This is a genomic window from Prauserella flavalba, assembly GCF_003202235.1.
Taxonomy (GTDB): domain Bacteria; phylum Actinomycetota; class Actinomycetes; order Mycobacteriales; family Pseudonocardiaceae; genus Prauserella_A; species Prauserella_A flavalba.
This window is the reverse complement of sequence record NZ_MASU01000017.1, coordinates 84,773-100,176: the sequence shown is the minus strand read 5'-3', so window position 1 is coordinate 100,176 and position 15,404 is coordinate 84,773. Positions and strand designations below refer to the sequence as shown.

Annotated in this window: 14 protein-coding genes; 6 read left to right on the top strand and 8 right to left on the bottom strand. The window is 70.3% G+C overall.

Annotation, left to right across the window (positions count from 1 at the left end):
• The first annotated feature begins 48 nt into the window (after positions 1-48).
• Entirely contained in the window at positions 49-1,695 is a 1,647-nt protein-coding gene (locus tag BA062_RS34025; protein ID WP_110343242.1) for a DNA repair helicase XPB, read from the top strand.
• On the opposite strand, the gene BA062_RS34020 is transcribed toward BA062_RS34025, so the two are convergent.
• The gene (locus BA062_RS34020; protein WP_110343241.1) at positions 1,696-2,547 is read right to left on the bottom strand and encodes an SGNH/GDSL hydrolase family protein; all 852 of its coding nucleotides are present in this window, start codon (positions 2,545-2,547) and stop codon (positions 1,696-1,698) included.
• Between the two features lie 190 nt (positions 2,548-2,737).
• Between BA062_RS34020 and BA062_RS34015 the strand changes: the two genes are divergently transcribed.
• Positions 2,738-3,505 carry a DUF4253 domain-containing protein gene (locus BA062_RS34015; protein WP_110343240.1) on the top strand — a complete coding sequence of 256 codons (768 nt, stop codon included), beginning with the start codon at positions 2,738-2,740 and terminating at the stop codon, positions 3,503-3,505.
• Between the two features lie 60 nt (positions 3,506-3,565).
• A complete protein-coding gene (locus tag BA062_RS34010) occupies positions 3,566-4,477 on the top strand; it encodes a DUF72 domain-containing protein (protein WP_245960147.1) in 912 nt (303 codons plus the stop codon).
• A gap of 20 nt (positions 4,478-4,497) precedes the next feature.
• Here the strand turns inward: BA062_RS34010 and BA062_RS34005 are convergent, their stop codons facing one another.
• A complete protein-coding gene (locus BA062_RS34005; protein ID WP_110343239.1) occupies positions 4,498-5,076 on the bottom strand; it encodes a type 1 glutamine amidotransferase domain-containing protein in 579 nt (192 codons plus the stop codon).
• An 85-nt stretch (positions 5,077-5,161) separates the two neighbouring features.
• On the opposite strand from BA062_RS34005, the gene BA062_RS34000 reads away from it, so the two are divergent.
• On the top strand, positions 5,162-6,109 hold the full coding sequence (locus BA062_RS34000; protein WP_110343238.1) for an o-succinylbenzoate synthase: 948 nt from the start codon (positions 5,162-5,164) through the stop codon (positions 6,107-6,109).
• 10 nt (positions 6,110-6,119) lie between these two features.
• On the opposite strand, the gene BA062_RS33995 is transcribed toward BA062_RS34000, so the two are convergent.
• Positions 6,120-8,498 (bottom strand): xanthine dehydrogenase family protein molybdopterin-binding subunit, encoded by a 2,379-nt coding sequence (locus tag BA062_RS33995; RefSeq protein WP_110343237.1) that lies wholly within the window; start codon positions 8,496-8,498, stop codon positions 6,120-6,122.
• A gap of 135 nt (positions 8,499-8,633) precedes the next feature.
• On the opposite strand from BA062_RS33995, the gene BA062_RS33990 reads away from it, so the two are divergent.
• On the top strand, positions 8,634-8,840 hold the full coding sequence (locus BA062_RS33990; RefSeq protein WP_110343236.1) for a PspC domain-containing protein: 207 nt from the start codon (positions 8,634-8,636) through the stop codon (positions 8,838-8,840).
• Positions 8,841-8,892: 52 nt separating this feature from the next.
• On the opposite strand, the gene groL is transcribed toward BA062_RS33990, so the two are convergent.
• The 5 genes from groL to BA062_RS33965 form a co-directional block, all read right to left on the bottom strand.
• Entirely contained in the window at positions 8,893-10,521 is a 1,629-nt protein-coding gene (gene groL, locus BA062_RS33985; RefSeq protein WP_110343235.1) for a chaperonin GroEL, read from the bottom strand.
• Positions 10,522-10,723: 202 nt separating this feature from the next.
• Positions 10,724-12,169, bottom strand: a complete 1,446-nt coding sequence (locus BA062_RS33980; RefSeq protein ID WP_110343234.1) for a serine/threonine-protein kinase — start codon at positions 12,167-12,169, stop codon at positions 10,724-10,726.
• 75 nt (positions 12,170-12,244) lie between these two features.
• Positions 12,245-12,448 (bottom strand): cold-shock protein, encoded by a 204-nt coding sequence (locus BA062_RS33975; protein WP_110343324.1) that lies wholly within the window; start codon positions 12,446-12,448, stop codon positions 12,245-12,247.
• A 128-nt stretch (positions 12,449-12,576) separates the two neighbouring features.
• Positions 12,577-13,161 carry an AIM24 family protein gene (locus BA062_RS33970; protein WP_110343233.1) on the bottom strand — a complete coding sequence of 195 codons (585 nt, stop codon included), beginning with the start codon at positions 13,159-13,161 and terminating at the stop codon, positions 12,577-12,579.
• Between the two features lie 6 nt (positions 13,162-13,167).
• Positions 13,168-13,845: a TIGR00266 family protein gene (locus BA062_RS33965; RefSeq protein WP_110343232.1), complete on the bottom strand. Its 678-nt coding sequence runs from the start codon at positions 13,843-13,845 to the stop codon at positions 13,168-13,170.
• Between the two features lie 72 nt (positions 13,846-13,917).
• Here BA062_RS33965 and moeA point away from each other — a divergent pair, with 72 nt between their 5' ends.
• Positions 13,918-15,123 (top strand): molybdopterin molybdotransferase MoeA, encoded by a 1,206-nt coding sequence (moeA, locus tag BA062_RS33960; RefSeq protein ID WP_110343323.1) that lies wholly within the window; start codon positions 13,918-13,920, stop codon positions 15,121-15,123.
• Positions 15,124-15,404: the final 281 nt, after the last annotated feature.

Below are 15,404 nucleotides of genomic sequence, written 5' to 3'. Positions count from 1 at the left end.
ATCCGAGGGCCGGGCACTTTCCGGCCGGGGGAACGTATAAAGGAGGGCGTGACTGATGGCCCCCTGATCGTCCAGTCGGACAAGACCGTGCTGCTCGAGGTGGATCACGAGCGCGCGGACGACGCCCGGATCGCGATCGCGCCGTTCGCCGAGCTGGAACGCGCCCCCGAGCACGTCCACACCTACCGGGTCACGCCGCTGGCCCTGTGGAACGCGCGCGCCGCCGGGCACGACGCGGAGCAGGTGGTGGATGCCCTCACGTCGTACTCCCGCTTCCCGGTGCCGCAGCCGCTGCTGATCGACGTGGTCGACACGATGGGGCGCTTCGGCAGGTTGCAGATCCAGAACCACCCCGCGCACGGGCTCGTGATGGCGACCACCGACAGGGCCGTGCTCGAAGAGGTGCTGCGCAACAAGAAGATCAACCCGATGCTGGGTGCGCGCATCGACGACGACACGGTGGTCGTGCACCCGTCCGAGCGCGGCCGGCTCAAGCAGATGCTGTTGAAGATCGGCTGGCCCGCGGAGGACTTCGCGGGCTACGTCGACGGCGAGTCCCACCCGATCTCGCTGCACGAGAACGGCTGGGCGCTGCGGCACTACCAGCGCGAGGCGGCGGACGCGTTCTGGGCCGGCGGCTCCGGTGTCGTGGTGCTCCCCTGCGGGGCGGGCAAGACGCTGGTCGGCGCGGCGGCGATGGCGAAGGCGGAAGCGACCACGCTGATCCTCGTGACCAACACGGTCGCGGGCAGGCAGTGGAAGCGCGAGCTCATTGCCAGGACGTCGCTGACCGAGGACGAGATCGGCGAGTACTCGGGCGAAAAGAAGGAGATCCGCCCGGTCACCATCGCCACCTACCAGGTGATCACCCGCAAGAGCAAGGGCGAGTACCGGCACCTGGAGCTGTTCGACTCCCGCGACTGGGGCCTCGTCGTCTACGACGAGGTGCACCTGCTGCCGGCACCGGTGTTCCGGATGACGGCGGATCTCCAGTCGCGGCGAAGGCTCGGCCTGACGGCCACGCTCGTGCGCGAGGACGGCCGCGAGGGTGACGTCTTCTCGCTCATCGGCCCGAAGCGCTACGACGTCCCGTGGCGCGACATCGAGGCACAGGGCTGGATCGCGCCCGCCGACTGCATCGAGGTCCGGGTGACGCTCACGGACGCCGAGCGGTTGTCCTACGCCACGGCCGACAGCGACGAGCGCTACCGGCTCGCGTCGACGGCGCACACCAAGACCGCGGTCATCAAGTCTATTGTGGACAAGCATGCCGGGGAGCCGACCCTGGTGATCGGCGCCTACCTCGACCAGCTGGAGGAGCTCGGCGCCGAGCTAGACGCGCCCGTCATCCAGGGCTCCACCAAGAACAAGGAGCGCGAGGCGCTGTTCGACGCGTTCCGCAAGGGCGAGATCGACAAGCTCGTGGTGTCGAAGGTCGCGAACTTCTCGATCGACCTGCCGGAGGCGTCGGTCGCGATCCAGGTGTCGGGCACCTTCGGCTCCCGCCAGGAGGAGGCCCAGCGGCTCGGCAGGCTGCTGCGCCCCAAGGAGGACGGCAGGCAAGCGCATTTCTACTCGGTGGTCTCGCGCGACACCCTGGACACGGAGTACGCGGCGCACCGGCAGCGGTTCCTCGCCGAACAGGGCTACGCCTACCGGATCATCGACGCCGACGACCTGCTGCGACCCCTGTAGCTACGCGCCGAGCGCGGCCAGCACCTGCCGCGCCTGGTTCTGGGCGCCGAGCGCGTTCGGGTGCACCGGCGCGGCCGGGGACCCGAGCAGGATGCCCTCGACCCACCTGACGCCCGCCGGCGCGCACATGTCGTGCCCGATGCTGCTGGTGTAGGTGTCAACGAAGGTGGCGCCGTGCGTGGCGGCCTGTTCTGCCAGCACCTCGTTGAGCAGCTTGGTGATATCGCGCAGGTAGGGCGCGTCACCGGCCGCGATGGGCACGAGCGGCCAGCACGCGGCTCCCGAGTCCGGCAGCAGGCTGGGGTAGCCGACCAGCACGACGTGCGCCTCGGGCGAACGGTCCTTGATGCCCTGCAAGACAGCGCCGACCTGCGGGCCGACGGCGCGTACCTTCTCGACGAGCCGGTCGGTGCCCGCGGCGTTGTAGTAGGTCCTGCACGGGGCGCCCTTCGGGGCGGTCGCGCTCAGCGCGGCGCAGGTCGTCACCACCTCGATGAACGGGATGTCGTTGCCGCCGATGCCCACGCTCACCAGCTGGGTGTCGGGGCGCAGCGCGTCGAACTGGGGCCGGTTGGCGATGCCCCACTGCGGGCGCGTCATGTCCTCCGTGGTGGCGCCGCCGCAGCTCACGTCGATGAGCTCCGCGGGAGCAAGCGCTTGCGCGACGAGTGAGGGGTAGTTGCGGTCCGACCGCGTGCAGGCGAGGTCGACCTGGTTGGGGATCAGGGAACCCGAGGTGTAGGAGTCCCCGAGCGAGACGTACGAGGAGTAGGCCGGTTGGGCTGCCGCGGCGGGTGCGGCGACCAGCATGGCGGTGAGCGCGGAAAGAACGACAGCCAGGACCCGGCGCATGGGGCCTCCTCGACGCTGAGCGGCTGGCTACTTCTCGGTAGCCTACTGAAAAGTAACCAGAGAGCCCTTGGTTTCGTCAGTCCCCCACCTGAGTGAACCGCGAGCAGATCTCCGCTCCGGCGGCAAAACTGTCACACCCTCGAACTAGTGTTCGAATCACCAAGAGATCGCCAGTACAGAGGGGTTGACCATGACCGTTGTCCACTTCCGTTCGCGCCGCCTGATCCATCCGTCGTCCGACCTCGAGCTGCCGCCTGGCCGGATGCACAACGACCTCTGGCTGTCCGACGAACCGATCGCCGACGCGAACCTGTACCTCGCGTGCGTGGCCGCCTACCCGCGTACGGGGCGCTGGCCGGTGCTGATTCCGCGAGACCCGCGATTCGAGCTGACCGGGGAGGACTGGATCGACGACCGTGGCTGGCTACCACCGGCAGGCGACGACGTGGACCACGTCGACGCCGAGCAGGCCCTGGCCGGCTGGTGGACGGCGCCCTGCTGCGAGGGCAAGTGCCTGGATCCCTTCGACACGGCGTTCCCCGGTCTCGCCCGCAAGTCGCCGCGCCGGGCCGATCCGCTGGCCGAGGCGGGCAACACCGGCTCCATCCTCGCAGCGCGCGGTGACTGCAGGCTCGGCATCGTCGAGTCGCCACGGCCCGCCGACGTCCCGGCTGTACTCGGATGGCAGGGCATGCGGAAGATGACCGAGCAGGTCGCTGCGATCTCGGCCGTGCTGCGCAGCTGGGAGGACCGGTTCGGCGCGGTGCTGATCTCACTCGGCTTCGACACGCTGGACCTCTCGGTGGCGGCAACGCCGAAAAGCCGCGACCGGGCTCTCGTGGTCGCCGCCGAGCACCGTGCCTTCTGCCTCGGCAACTTCACCGAGCAGCCCGGAAGCCTGCGGGAGTTCGCCACCAACCTCACCGGCAAGCGCCTGTGGTCGTTCTGGTGGGACTGAGCGAAATGGGCCGGTTCGTGTCAGTCTGGAATCGGGGCACACGCGCGGGAAGAGGTGGCGATTCCGGTTCACGGCAAGGGAATCCACATCGGCACGTCGGGCTGGCTGTACCCGCCGTGGCGGGGGACGTTCTACCCGAAGGGCCTCGCCCACCGCCGGGAGCTGGAGTACCTGTCGAGGCGCGTGAACTCGCTGGAGATCAACGGCTCGTTCTACTCGCTCCAGCGGCCGGAGCGGTACCGCGGCTGGTTCGAGCAGACTCCCGACGAGTTCCTGTTCTCGGTCAAGGGCGGCCGCTTCATCACGCACATGAAGCAGCTGCGGGATGTGGAATCGGCACTCGGCAACTTCTTCGCCTCGGGGGTGCTCGCGCTGGACCACAAGCTGGGGCCGCTGCTCTGGCAGCTGCCGCCTCGGCTGCGGTTCGATCCTGAGCGGCTGGTGGGCTTCTTCGATCTGCTGCCCCGCTCGACCGAGGAGGCCGCCGCGCTGGGAAAGCGGCACGACGAGAAGCTGAAGGCCGTGCCCTACCTGCGGATCGACGAGAACCGTCCGCTCCGGCACGCGTTGGAGGTGCGGCATCCGAGCTTCGCGAGCGCCGAGGCCGTGGAGCTGTTGCGGCGGCACGACATCGGGCTCGTCGTCGCCGACACGGCGGGCACGTGGCCGTATCTGGAGGACGTGACGTCGGACTTCGTCTACGTGCGACTGCACGGCGACGAGGAACTCTACGCCAGCGGCTACACCGACGCCGCGCTGACGGACTGGGCCCGGAAGGTCACGGCGTGGAGGGCGGGGCGGAGCCCGCGCACGGAGCACACGGTCGCCGGGCCTGCCGAGCGGAAACCGAGGGAGGTGTACGTCTACTTCGACAACGACATGAAAGTCAAAGCGCCCGGCGACGCCATCGCGCTGGCCGAGAAGGTCGGCCTGCGCGTGACGTCACCGGACGCGAACGGGGACGGCGGCTAAGACCCGCTACACGCGGCTCGTCAGGCGCTACGGGCCTGGCCGGCGTGGGCGCCCTCGGCGATCTCCTCCACCAGCTTGTCGCAGAAGGAGGGCAGGTCGTCGGGCTTGCGGCTCGACACGAGCCCCTGGTCCACCACGACCTCCTCGTCGACCCATTCGGCGCCGGCATTGCGCAGGTCCGTCTGCAGGCTCGGCCACGACGTGATCCTGCGACCGCGGACGACATCGGCCTCGATGAGGGTCCACGGGCCGTGGCAGATCACCGCGACCGGCTTCTGCTTGGAGAAGAACTCGCGGACGAAGCGCACGGTGTCGGGGCTGGTGCGGAGCTGGTCGGGGTTGGCGACGCCGCCGGGCAGGACGAGCCCGTCGTAGTCGTCCACCGACGCGTCGGTGACGGCCTTGTCGACGGTGAAGGTGTCGGCCTTGTCCAGGTGGTTGAAGGCCTGGATACTGCCGGACTCGAACGAGATCAGCTCCGGCTGTCCGCCCGCGTCCTGCACGGCCTGCCATGGCCGGGTCAGCTCCACCTGCTCGGTACCTTCCGGTGCCACCACGAAGGCGACCTTGCGGCCGGTGAGCGTGTCGGCCACGTTCATCACTCCTCTCACACTCAGGTCCTTCCTGGGTTTACCCCCGGCACACCCGCACCGAAACACGACGAAGGGACGAGACAATGAACAGGTGACAACCGAGCACGTCTACGCGATCCCGCTGCGGACCCGCTTCCGGGGCATCACCGTCCGCGAGGGGGTACTGCTGCGCGGTCCGGCGGGCTGGGGAGAGTTCTGCCCGTTCCTGGACTACTCCGACGCCGAGTGCGTGCCGTGGCTGGCGGCCGCCGTCGAGGCGAGCGAGCAGGGCTGGCCGGAGCCCGTGCGCGACCGCGTCGAGGTCAACGCCACGGTGCCGGTGGTGTCGCCGGAGCGCGCGCACGAGCTGGTCGCCGCGTCCGGGTGCCGGACCGCGAAGGTGAAGGTCGCCGATTCGCGATCGTCGCTTGTGGACGATTGTGAGCGGGTGGCCGCCGTGCGCGACGCGCTGGGGCCCGCGGGCGCGATCCGCGTGGACGCCAACGCCGCCTGGGATGTCGAGACCGCCGCCACGGCCATCGGGGAACTGGCCCGCGCCGCGGGCGGGCTGGAGTACGTCGAGCAGCCGTGCGCGACGATCGACGAGCTCGCGATGGTCCGCCGCAAGGTGGACGTGCGCATCGCGGCGGACGAGTCGATCCGCCGGGCCGAGGATCCGCTCCGGGTCGCGGTCGCCGGTGCCGCGGACGTGGCCGTGCTGAAAGTGGCGCCGCTGGGCGGTGTAGGCAGGGCCCTGCGGGTGGCGGAGGCGTGCGGGTTGCCGTGCGTGGTGTCGTCGGCCGTCGAGAGCAGCGTCGGCCTGGCGGCCGAGCTGGCGCTCGCCGGGGCCTTGCCGTCGCTGGAGTTCGCCTGCGGGCTGGGCACCCTCTCGCTGTTGACGGGTGACGTCACGACGGCATCGCTGTCAGCTGTGGACGGTCACCTGCCCGTGCCCCGGCGCGCCCCCGAACCGGATCTCGTCGGCGGCGTCGCGGCTGACGACGAGACCCGGCGGCGGTGGCTGGGCAGGCTCGCCCGGGTGCGGGAGCTGAGCGGCTAGCACAGGGTGATCAGACGGCGGCCTCGTCGGCGTGCGGGTTCGGCCCTTCCGCGCGCACCGGCAGGGTGTCGAACGCGGTCGGCGGCTCCCGCCACGGCGACGGCAGCTGCCCCGCGCGCGCCTGCTCGACGGCCCGCCAGACGCGCTGCGGCGTCAGGGGCATGTCGAGGTGACGGACGCCGAGGTGCTTGAGCGCGTCGACGACGGCGTTCTGCACGGCGGGCGTCGAGCCGATGGTCGCGGACTCGCCGATGCCCTTGGCGCCCAGCGGATTGCGGGGTGTCTCGGTCTCGGTGTTGGCGACCTCCAGGTCGGGGATCTCCATCGCCGAGGGCACCAGGTAGTCGGCGAGGGTGCCCGTGACCGGGTTGCCGTCCTCGTCGTAGGTCACCTGCTCCCACAGCGCCTGCGAGATGCCCTGCGCCGCGCCCCCGTGCTGCTGGCCGCGCACGATGAGCGGGTTGAGGATCCGGCCGCAGTCGTCCACCGCGGTGTGCCGGAGCGGGCGGACGTACCCGGTCTCGACGTCGACCTCCACCACCGACACGTGGGCGCCGAACGGAAACGTCGCGCCGTCGGGCTTGAAGTCGACGTTAGCGTCGAGGGTGCCGCCGTCCTCCTCGGCGGCCCGCGCCAGTTCCGCCCAGCTCAGGCTCGTGCCCGGGACACCGACCACGCCCAGCGTGCCGTCCTCCGTGAGCTCGATGTCCTCGACCGCGGCCTCCAGCCGGGAGGCGGCCAGCTCCTTCGCGCGCCGCACCAGCAGCTCGCTCGCCTCGCGTACCGCGCTGCCTCCGATCTGCAGCGACCGGGAGCCGCCCGTGCCGCCGCCGCGGGGGATCACGGAGGTGTCCGACTGCACGAAGTCGATCGACTCCATCGGGATGCCGAGCGCGTCGGACACGAGCATCGAGAACGACGTGGGATGGCCCTGACCGTGGCCGGATGTGCCGACCTTGATCGTCGCCCTGCCCTCGGGGCTCATTTCGACGGAGGCGTACTCGCCGCCGCCCCCGCCGCCGGTGATCTCGACGTAGGTGCTCACCCCGATGCCGAGCAGCGTGTGCTGCCCGGCCTCGATGCGGCGGACCTGCTCGGCGCGCAGCTCGTCGTAGTCGGCCAGCCGCAGCGCCTCGCGCAGGGGCAGGTCGTAGTCGCCCGAGTCGTAGCTCGTGCCGACGACCGTGGTGTAGGGGAACTCGTCGGGCTGCAGGAAGTTGCGCCGCCGCAGCTCCACCGGGTCGAGGTCCAGTTCCGCGGCCGCCATGTCGATCAGGCGCTCCAGCAAGGCCGCGGCCTCCGGCCGCCCTGCTCCGCGGAACGCCCCGGTGGGCGTGGTGTTGGTGAGCACGGCGAGCGCGCCGAAGCTGATCTTCGGGATCCGGTACACGCCCTGCGCCATCGTCCGCGTCGGGCCGAGGGCGAAACCACCGCCGAAGCCCGCGTAGGCACCGGAGTCGCCGATGATCCGGCAGTGCAGTCCGGTGATGGTGCCGTCCGACTTGAGCCCCAGCTCGGCGTACTGCACCTGGGCCCGGCTGTGCGGCATGGCCTGCAGGTTCTCCGAGCGCGTCTCGACCCACTTCACCGGACGGGACAGTGCACGGGCGGCGCCGATCGCCACCTCGTGCTCGGCGATCAGGCCGAACTTGCCGCCGAACGCGCCGCCGACGTGCGGGGCGACGACCCGCACCCGCTGCTTGGGCAGGCCGAACGCCTTCGCGGCGAAGGCCCACACGGCGTGCGGCGCCTGCGTGGAGACGTGGATGGTGAGGTCGTAGTCCTCGTCCGGCCCGCCGGGGACCACGGCGATCGCGTTGCCCTCCAGCGGCACCACGGCCACGCGCTGGTTCTCGATCCGCGCGCGGACCACCACGTCGGCGTCGTCGAGGATCTCCGAGCCGGCGGCGTCGCGCTCACCGGCGGCGATGTTGGAGCCGAGGCCGGGGAACTGGAGCGGCGCGCCCTCCTCGAGCGCCTGCTCGAGGTCCACCACCGCGGGCAACGGCTCGTAGTCGACGTCGACGAGCTCCACCGCGTCGGCGGCCGCGGCCGCACTCTCGGCCACGACGGCCGCCACCGGGTCGCCGACGAAGCGGACCCGGTCGGTCGCGAGCGGGGGCCGCACGCAGTCGGGGTTGATCTCGATGAACTGCCGCACGGGCGGAAGGTCCAGGTCCGCCGCGGTGTACACGGCGACCACACCTGCCGCCTTCTCCGCCTCGCTGACGTCGATGGAGGTGACCTCGGCGTGGGCGAACGGGGACCTCACGAAGGCGAGATGCAGGACACCCTCGACCTCGAGGTTGTCGACGTAGGAACCCTGTCCGCGCAGCAGCTCGGGGTCCTCGACCCGCCGCACCTCGGTTCCGAGCACTGATCCGGGCATGCATCCGACCCTAACGGCGCCAAGCGATCATGGACAGTTTGAGTAACTCCAGGGCGGTCTCGGGGTCGGAGGTTCCGGGATCACTCCGGGTCGCTCCCCGATGTCCCGGCAGCCGCGCCCGCGCAGCATGGAGTCATGACCGACAACGTGACGATCAAGAAGCTCCGCCGCAGCCGCGGCGACCGGATGCTGGCCGGCGTGTGCGGCGGCTGGGCCCGCCTGCTCGGCGTCGACGCCGCGATCCTGCGGATCGGGCTCGTCGCCACCACGATCTTCGGCCTCGGCACTCCGGTCCTGCTGTATGCGGCCTGCTGGCTGCTCATGCCGGAGGAGGACGCATAAAAAGATCCCCGAGGGCACGAGTGCCCTCGGGGATCGAGAAAGGGGGTTGGACTCAGAAGTCCATGCCGCCCATGCCACCGGTCGGGTCACCGGCCGGGGCCTTCTCCTTCTCCGGCTTGTCCGCGACCACGGCTTCGGTGGTCAGGAACAGGCCGGCGATGGAGGCGGCGTTCTGCAGCGCCGAGCGCGTGACCTTCGTCGGGTCGGGCACGCCGGCCGCGAGCAGGTCCTCGTACTCGCCGGTCGCGGCGTTGAGGCCGTGGCCCTGCGGGAGGGACTTGACCTTCTCCACCACGACGCCACCCTCGAGACCGCTGTTGATGGCGATCTGCTTGAGCGGAGCCTCGACGGCGATCTTGACGATGTTCGCGCCGGTCGCCTCGTCGCCCTTGAGCTTCAGGCCGGCGAAGGCGGCCTCGGCAGCCTGCAGCAGAGCCACGCCACCACCGGCGACGATGCCCTCCTCGACGGCGGCCTTGGCGTTGCGCACCGCGTCCTCGATGCGGTGCTTGCGCTCCTTGAGCTCCACCTCCGTGGCGGCGCCGGCCTTGATGACCGCGACACCACCGGCGAGCTTGGCGAGACGCTCCTGCAGCTTCTCCCGGTCGTAGTCCGAGTCGCTGTTCTCGATCTCGGCGCGGATCTGGTTGACCCGGCCCTGGATCTGGTCAGCGTCGCCCGCGCCCTCGACGATGGTGGTCTCGTCCTTGGTCACGACGACCTTGCGGGCCTTGCCCAGCAGGGAGATGTCGGCGTTCTCGAGCTTGAGGCCGACGTCCTCGCTGATGACCTGGCCACCGGTGAGGATGGCCATGTCCTGCAGCATCGCCTTGCGGCGGTCACCGAAGCCGGGGGCCTTGACGGCGACCGACTTGAACGTGCCGCGGATCTTGTTGACGACCAGCGTCGCGAGGGCCTCGCCCTCGACGTCCTCGGCGATGATCAGCAGCGGCTTGCCCGACTGCATGACCTTCTCGAGCACCGGCAGCATGTCCTTGACGTTCGAGATCTTCGAACCGAACAGCAGGACGTACGGGTCCTCGAGAACTGCTTCCTGACGCTCGGCGTCGGTCACGAAGTAGCCCGAGATGTAGCCCTTGTCGAAGCGCATACCCTCGGTGAGCTCGAGCTCGAGGCCGAAGGTGTTCGACTCCTCGACGGTGACGACGCCTTCCTTGCCGACCTTGTCCAGCGCCTCGGCGATGAGCTCACCGATGGTGCGGTCGGCGGCCGAGATCGAGGCGGTAGCAGCGATCTGCTCCTTGGTCTCGACCTCCTTGGCGGCCTTGTGCAGCTGCTCGGTCACGGCCTCGACGGCCTGCTCGATGCCCCGCTTGAGGGCGATCGGGTCGGCGCCGGCCGCGACGTTGCGCAGGCCTTCCTTGACGAGGGCCTGGGCGAGCACGGTGGCGGTGGTGGTGCCGTCACCCGCGACGTCGTCGGTCTTCTTGGCGACTTCCTTGACGAGCTCGGCCCCGATCTTCTCCCACGGGTCCTCGAGCTCGATCTCCTTGGCGATGGAGACACCGTCGTTGGTGATGGTCGGCGCGCCCCACTTCTTCTCGAGCACGACGTTGCGGCCACGGGGGCCAAGCGTCACCTTGACGGCCTCGGCGAGGGTGTTCAGGCCGCGTTCGAGACCGCGGCGGGCGTCCTCGTCGAACGCAATCAGTTTGGCCATTGCGGTGTGGTCCTCCGGTAATCGGACACGTCCTCGGCCAGGCTCGGTGCCCGCGACGGACGACCAGTCCGGGATCCCCCGAACGTGGCCTCACCGTCCCGACCTTCAGGCGGCCGGCCCTCGGCCGACCACCTAGCACTCGACGGTGCCGAGTGCCAATTCCGTGTTTAGCACTCTCAGGGGGAGAGTGCAAGAAACACGCTCACCCGCCCGTGCCGGGAACCACCGGGATCGAGGTCGGAGGCGGGTTGTTTCCGCCGGTGTCGTCGCTGCCGGTCGACGTGGGCTCGTTGCCCTGCGAACCGGGGCCGACGGGGATCTCGGGTGCCTGCGAGTTGCCCGTCGGCTCGGCGGGCCGGTTGGTGTTGCCCTCGCCCTCTTCGTCACCGCTGGTGAAGATGATGATCGCCGCGACGGCCGCGCCGATCACGACGACGGCCGCGATAACCCAGCCGATCCACGCCTTGCCGCCCTTCTTCTGCGGCGGCGGGAACCCACCCTGGGGAGGCGGGCCGTAGCCGGGCGGCGGCCCCTGTGGGGGCATGCCCATGCCCTGTCCGGCGGCGCCGTACTGAGGCGGCGGACCCTGCGGCTGGCCGTAGCCGGGCGGCGGGGGCGGCTGCTGGCCGAAGCCCTGTTGCTGCGGTGGCGGCTGCTGTCCGGGTTGCCCATGCTGTCCGGGCTGTCCGGGCTGACTTGGCTGCTGTCCCGGCTGCTGACCGTAGGGATGCACCGGGCCCCCCTCTCCGTGTTGGGCGACCGCGACAGGATGCCTGCCCGGTCGCGGAGCCGACATCGCCGGGTCCGGCTTGAGCGCGTCACGCGCGGCCGAGATCAGCTCGACGCAGGTGGCGTAGCGGTCGCCGGGGTTCTTGGCCATGCCCTTGCGGACGACCTCGTCCACGACGGCGGGCAGCGAGGGGACCATGCGCGACAGCGGCGGCGGGTCGCCGTTGAGATGCCCCTTGATCACCGTCTGCACGTCGCCCTGGAAGGGCGGCTTCCCGGCGAGGCACGCGTAGAGCATGCACGCGAGGGCGTACTGGTCGGTGCGCCCGTCGAGCGGCTCGCCGCGCAGGTGCTCCGGGGCGGCGTAGGTGGGCGAGCCCAGGAAGTCGCCACCGCGCGTCCGGTGCCCGGTCGCGCCGCGCCTGGTCAGCCCGAAGTCGGCGACGTAGACGTGCTCGCGCGCCGACTCGCGGCTCGTCACGAGTACGTTCGCGGGCTTGACGTCGAGGTGCACCAGCCCGCGGCCGTGCAGCGTGTCGAGCGCGTCGGCCACCTGGTCGAGCAGCCCGATGGCGCGCTCCGGCTTCATCGGAGCGCCGCCGATGAGGCTGGCCAGGTCGGAACCGTCGACCAGCCGCATGGCGATGTAGAGCATCCCGTCGAGCTCACCGAAGTCGTACAGCGGCACGATGTTCGCGTGATCGATCGCCGAGGTGTTGCGTGCCTCGTCGACGAAGCGCTCGCGGAACTCCGCGTCGGCACCGAGGTGTTCCCCGATCACCTTCAAGGCCACCTTGCGCCCCAGACGCACATCCGTGGCCTTGTACATCACGCTCATGCCGCCACGACCCAGCACACCGTCGATGCGGTAGTTGCCCAGCCGCCGACCGGTGAGGTCCCCCGACACATCGCCTGTCACAGGGCGCAGCCTAACGCCCACGCCCCAGGTGTAGCGCGAAGTGTCGGTAGTTCAGGTACGCGGTGGTCCCGCCTACTAGACCTTTCGGACGTCAGCGGCCTGGCTGCGACCGTCGCGGCCTGCCGTGATCTCGAACTCCACCCGGTCGCCCTCGTCGAGGGTCCGGAATCCGTCCGCCTGAATGGCGGAGTAGTGTACGAACACATCGGGCCCCTCAGGGGACTCGATGAACCCGTAGCCCTTTTCCGCGTTGAACCATTTGACCGTGCCGACAGCCACGGCGTCCTCCTTGTACCAAACCAAAACGGTGCAGTCCCGCCTGCCCCCGTTCCAAGCCTGGATCACGCTACCGGATTAACAGCGCTCGGCAATGGTCAATTTGCGGTAACTACGACGACCGGCGGCCGTTACTTCCGCGCCTGGACGAGAACGGTTCCCGGACCGGCGAAGTCCAGCGCTAGACCTTCACCGGTTCGCACCGACTGCTGAGCCGCCGGGTCCACTGCGCGCAACCGCACCTGGATCGCGTCGGGGTAGGCGACGAGATACGCCGGGCGCACCGTGATCACCTCGCCCGCCTCCAGGGTCAGCGCGTCGACCGGGCCCTTGCACGCCAGCACGAGCTGGCCGGTTCCGCTGAAATGCTCCAGGAATCCGGTGTCGCCGCCGAAGAGCGCCTGCAATGCGGGCCACGGCTGGTCGCGTTTGACCGTCGCGGGCCGGGCGAGCACCTTGTCCAGGGCCACCGACCAGCCGCTCCGCCCGCTGAACTCCAGCGGGTAGATGTCGCCGGCGTGGCCCGGTGCCAGGTCGAGCCACCCTCCGCCCGCCGGAGCGGTGAAGATGGAGGGACCCTTGCGTCCTGGGCGCGTCTCGGTGACGCCGAAGCTGTTCGCGAGCAGCGTTTCGGCGTCGGCCTGGACAGCTTCTCCTTGCGACAGCACGATCCTGGCCACTCCGAAGGCCGGCGTGTGCCGCGTGTGCACCTGCATGTCCGGCTACCGCGAAGGCACCTGCGCGACCACCCACGCGGCGAGTGCTGAGGGATTGCGCGTCTGGGTCAGGATCTGCCCCGGCCCGGCGAAGTCGAACACGAAGCCCTCGCCGCTCTTCAGCGTCTGGACCAGACCAGAGGAGACCTTGCGCAACTGCGACTGCACGGTTTCGGCGTAGGCGACGACGTGCCCCGAGTCGATCGTGATCATCTCGCCCGGCTGCAGGTTGACCACGTCCATCGCGCCGTAGCAGGCGACGAGGAGCTGGCCCTGGCCGGTGGCGTGCGTCAGGAACCCGCCCTCGCCGCCGAAGAGCTTGCCGAATCCGCCCCACTTGGTCTCGGTCTGCACGCCGTAGGAGGAGGCGAGCCACGACCCCCTGGTCACGCACCAGCCGGTACGCCCGTCCAGGTTGATCACCTGGATGTCGCCGGGCAGGTGCGCCGCGACGTCGACCCAGCCCCCGTTCTGCGGGGCGGTGTAGGTGGAGATGAACAGCGACTCGCCCGCGAGGAACGCGCGGCCCAGCCCCTTCATGACCCCGCCCTGCGCCTGCGACTGGACGTGCACGCCGTAGCTGGTCGCGGCCATCGCGCCCGACTCGACCTGCGCGGGTTCCCCCGGAGCCAGCACGAGCCTGGCGACGGCGAACGACGGCTGGTGCCGGAGCTGTACCTGCATGAATCCTCCCCTGTTGCTCTCCTCGGCGGGGAGAGTCTTGCACGGGGGCCGAACCGGGGGAGGATGGTCCGCGTGATCTCCGTCGACGAACACCGCGCCACCGTGACCGAGCTGCTCGGCACGCGGCCCGCCGTGGAACTCCCGCTCGCCGACTGCGCCGGCCTGGTGCTGGCCGAGGACGTGCGCGCGAAGGTCTCGCTGCCGCCCTTCGACAACTCCGCCATGGACGGTTACGCGGTCCGCTCGGTGGACGTCGCGGGCGCCACCGATGACTCGCCCGTCACGCTGCCGGTCAGCGAGGACATCCCCGCCGGGCGCACCGACGTGCCACCCCTGCTGCCGGGCACGGTGGACCGGATCATGACGGGCGCGCCGATGCCGACGGGCGCCGACAGCGTCGTGATCGTCGAGCGCACCGATGGCGGCACCGGCGAGGTCAGGATCTTCGCGGACGCGGCACCCGGTGCCCACATCCGGCGCACGGGCGAGGATGTCGCCGCCGGCACGGTCGCGCTCACGGCGGGCACCGTGCTCGGCCCCGCACAGCTGGGGCTCGCGTCCGCCGTGGGCATGGACCGGCTGGCCGTGCACGCCCCGCCGAGGGTCCTCGTGGTCTCCACCGGCACCGAGCTGGTGCTGCCGCCGGAGCCGCTGCGCCACGGCCAGATCTACGAGTCCAACAGCGTGATGCTCGTGGCCGCGCTGAAGGCGCTCGGTGCCCGCGTGGAGTCGGTGCGCAGCGTGGCCGACGACGTCGAGCAGTTCCGCGCCGCCATCGAACCGAGGCTCGCGGACGCCGACCTCGTGGTGACCTCGGGCGGTGTGAGTGCGGGGGCGTACGAGGTGGTCAAGGATGCGCTGGCCGGGGCGGGCGTGGAGTTCTCGAAGGTCGCCATGCAGCCAGGCGGGCCGCAGGGCTGCGGACGGTGGAACGGGGTCCCGGTGGTGACACTGCCGGGGAACCCCGTGAGCGTGCTCGTGTCCTTCGAGGCGTTCCTGCGGCCCGCGCTGCTCGCCTCGCTGGGGCACACCGGCGTCGACCGGCAGCACGTGCGGGCGAACCTCACCGAGTCGCTGGAGTCGCCCAAGGGCAAGCGGCAGTTCCGTCGCGGCTACTACACCCACAGTGAGGGTCAGGTCACCGGTGTCGTGGGGCCGAGGGGCGGCCCGGGTTCGCACCTGCTGGCCTCGTTCACGCAGGCCAACTGCCTCATCGTGCTGCCGGAGGACGTCACGGAGGTGGCCGAGGGCGAAGAGGTGGACGTCCTCCTGCTCTGAGCGGTCGGGAACTCCCTCACCACGGCGACGGTTTGTAACGTTTACCGCACGCGGGGTTATCTTGGCTGGCCTCCAGGGCTTAGGATCGGCCATCCGTGGCCGGGTGGCGTACGGCGTCGGGGGGCGCACGCCACCCGGCCCGTCCAGCTCTTGACCTTGGCGTAGCGTGGTGCATGGCAGTCCCAACGGACGATATGGGAACTTCGACCGGAATGAGCCGCTCCGGCCCGCAGCACGCACTCCCGCGGGCGCAGGCCGTCTGAGCAGCGGAAAAGAAGAAA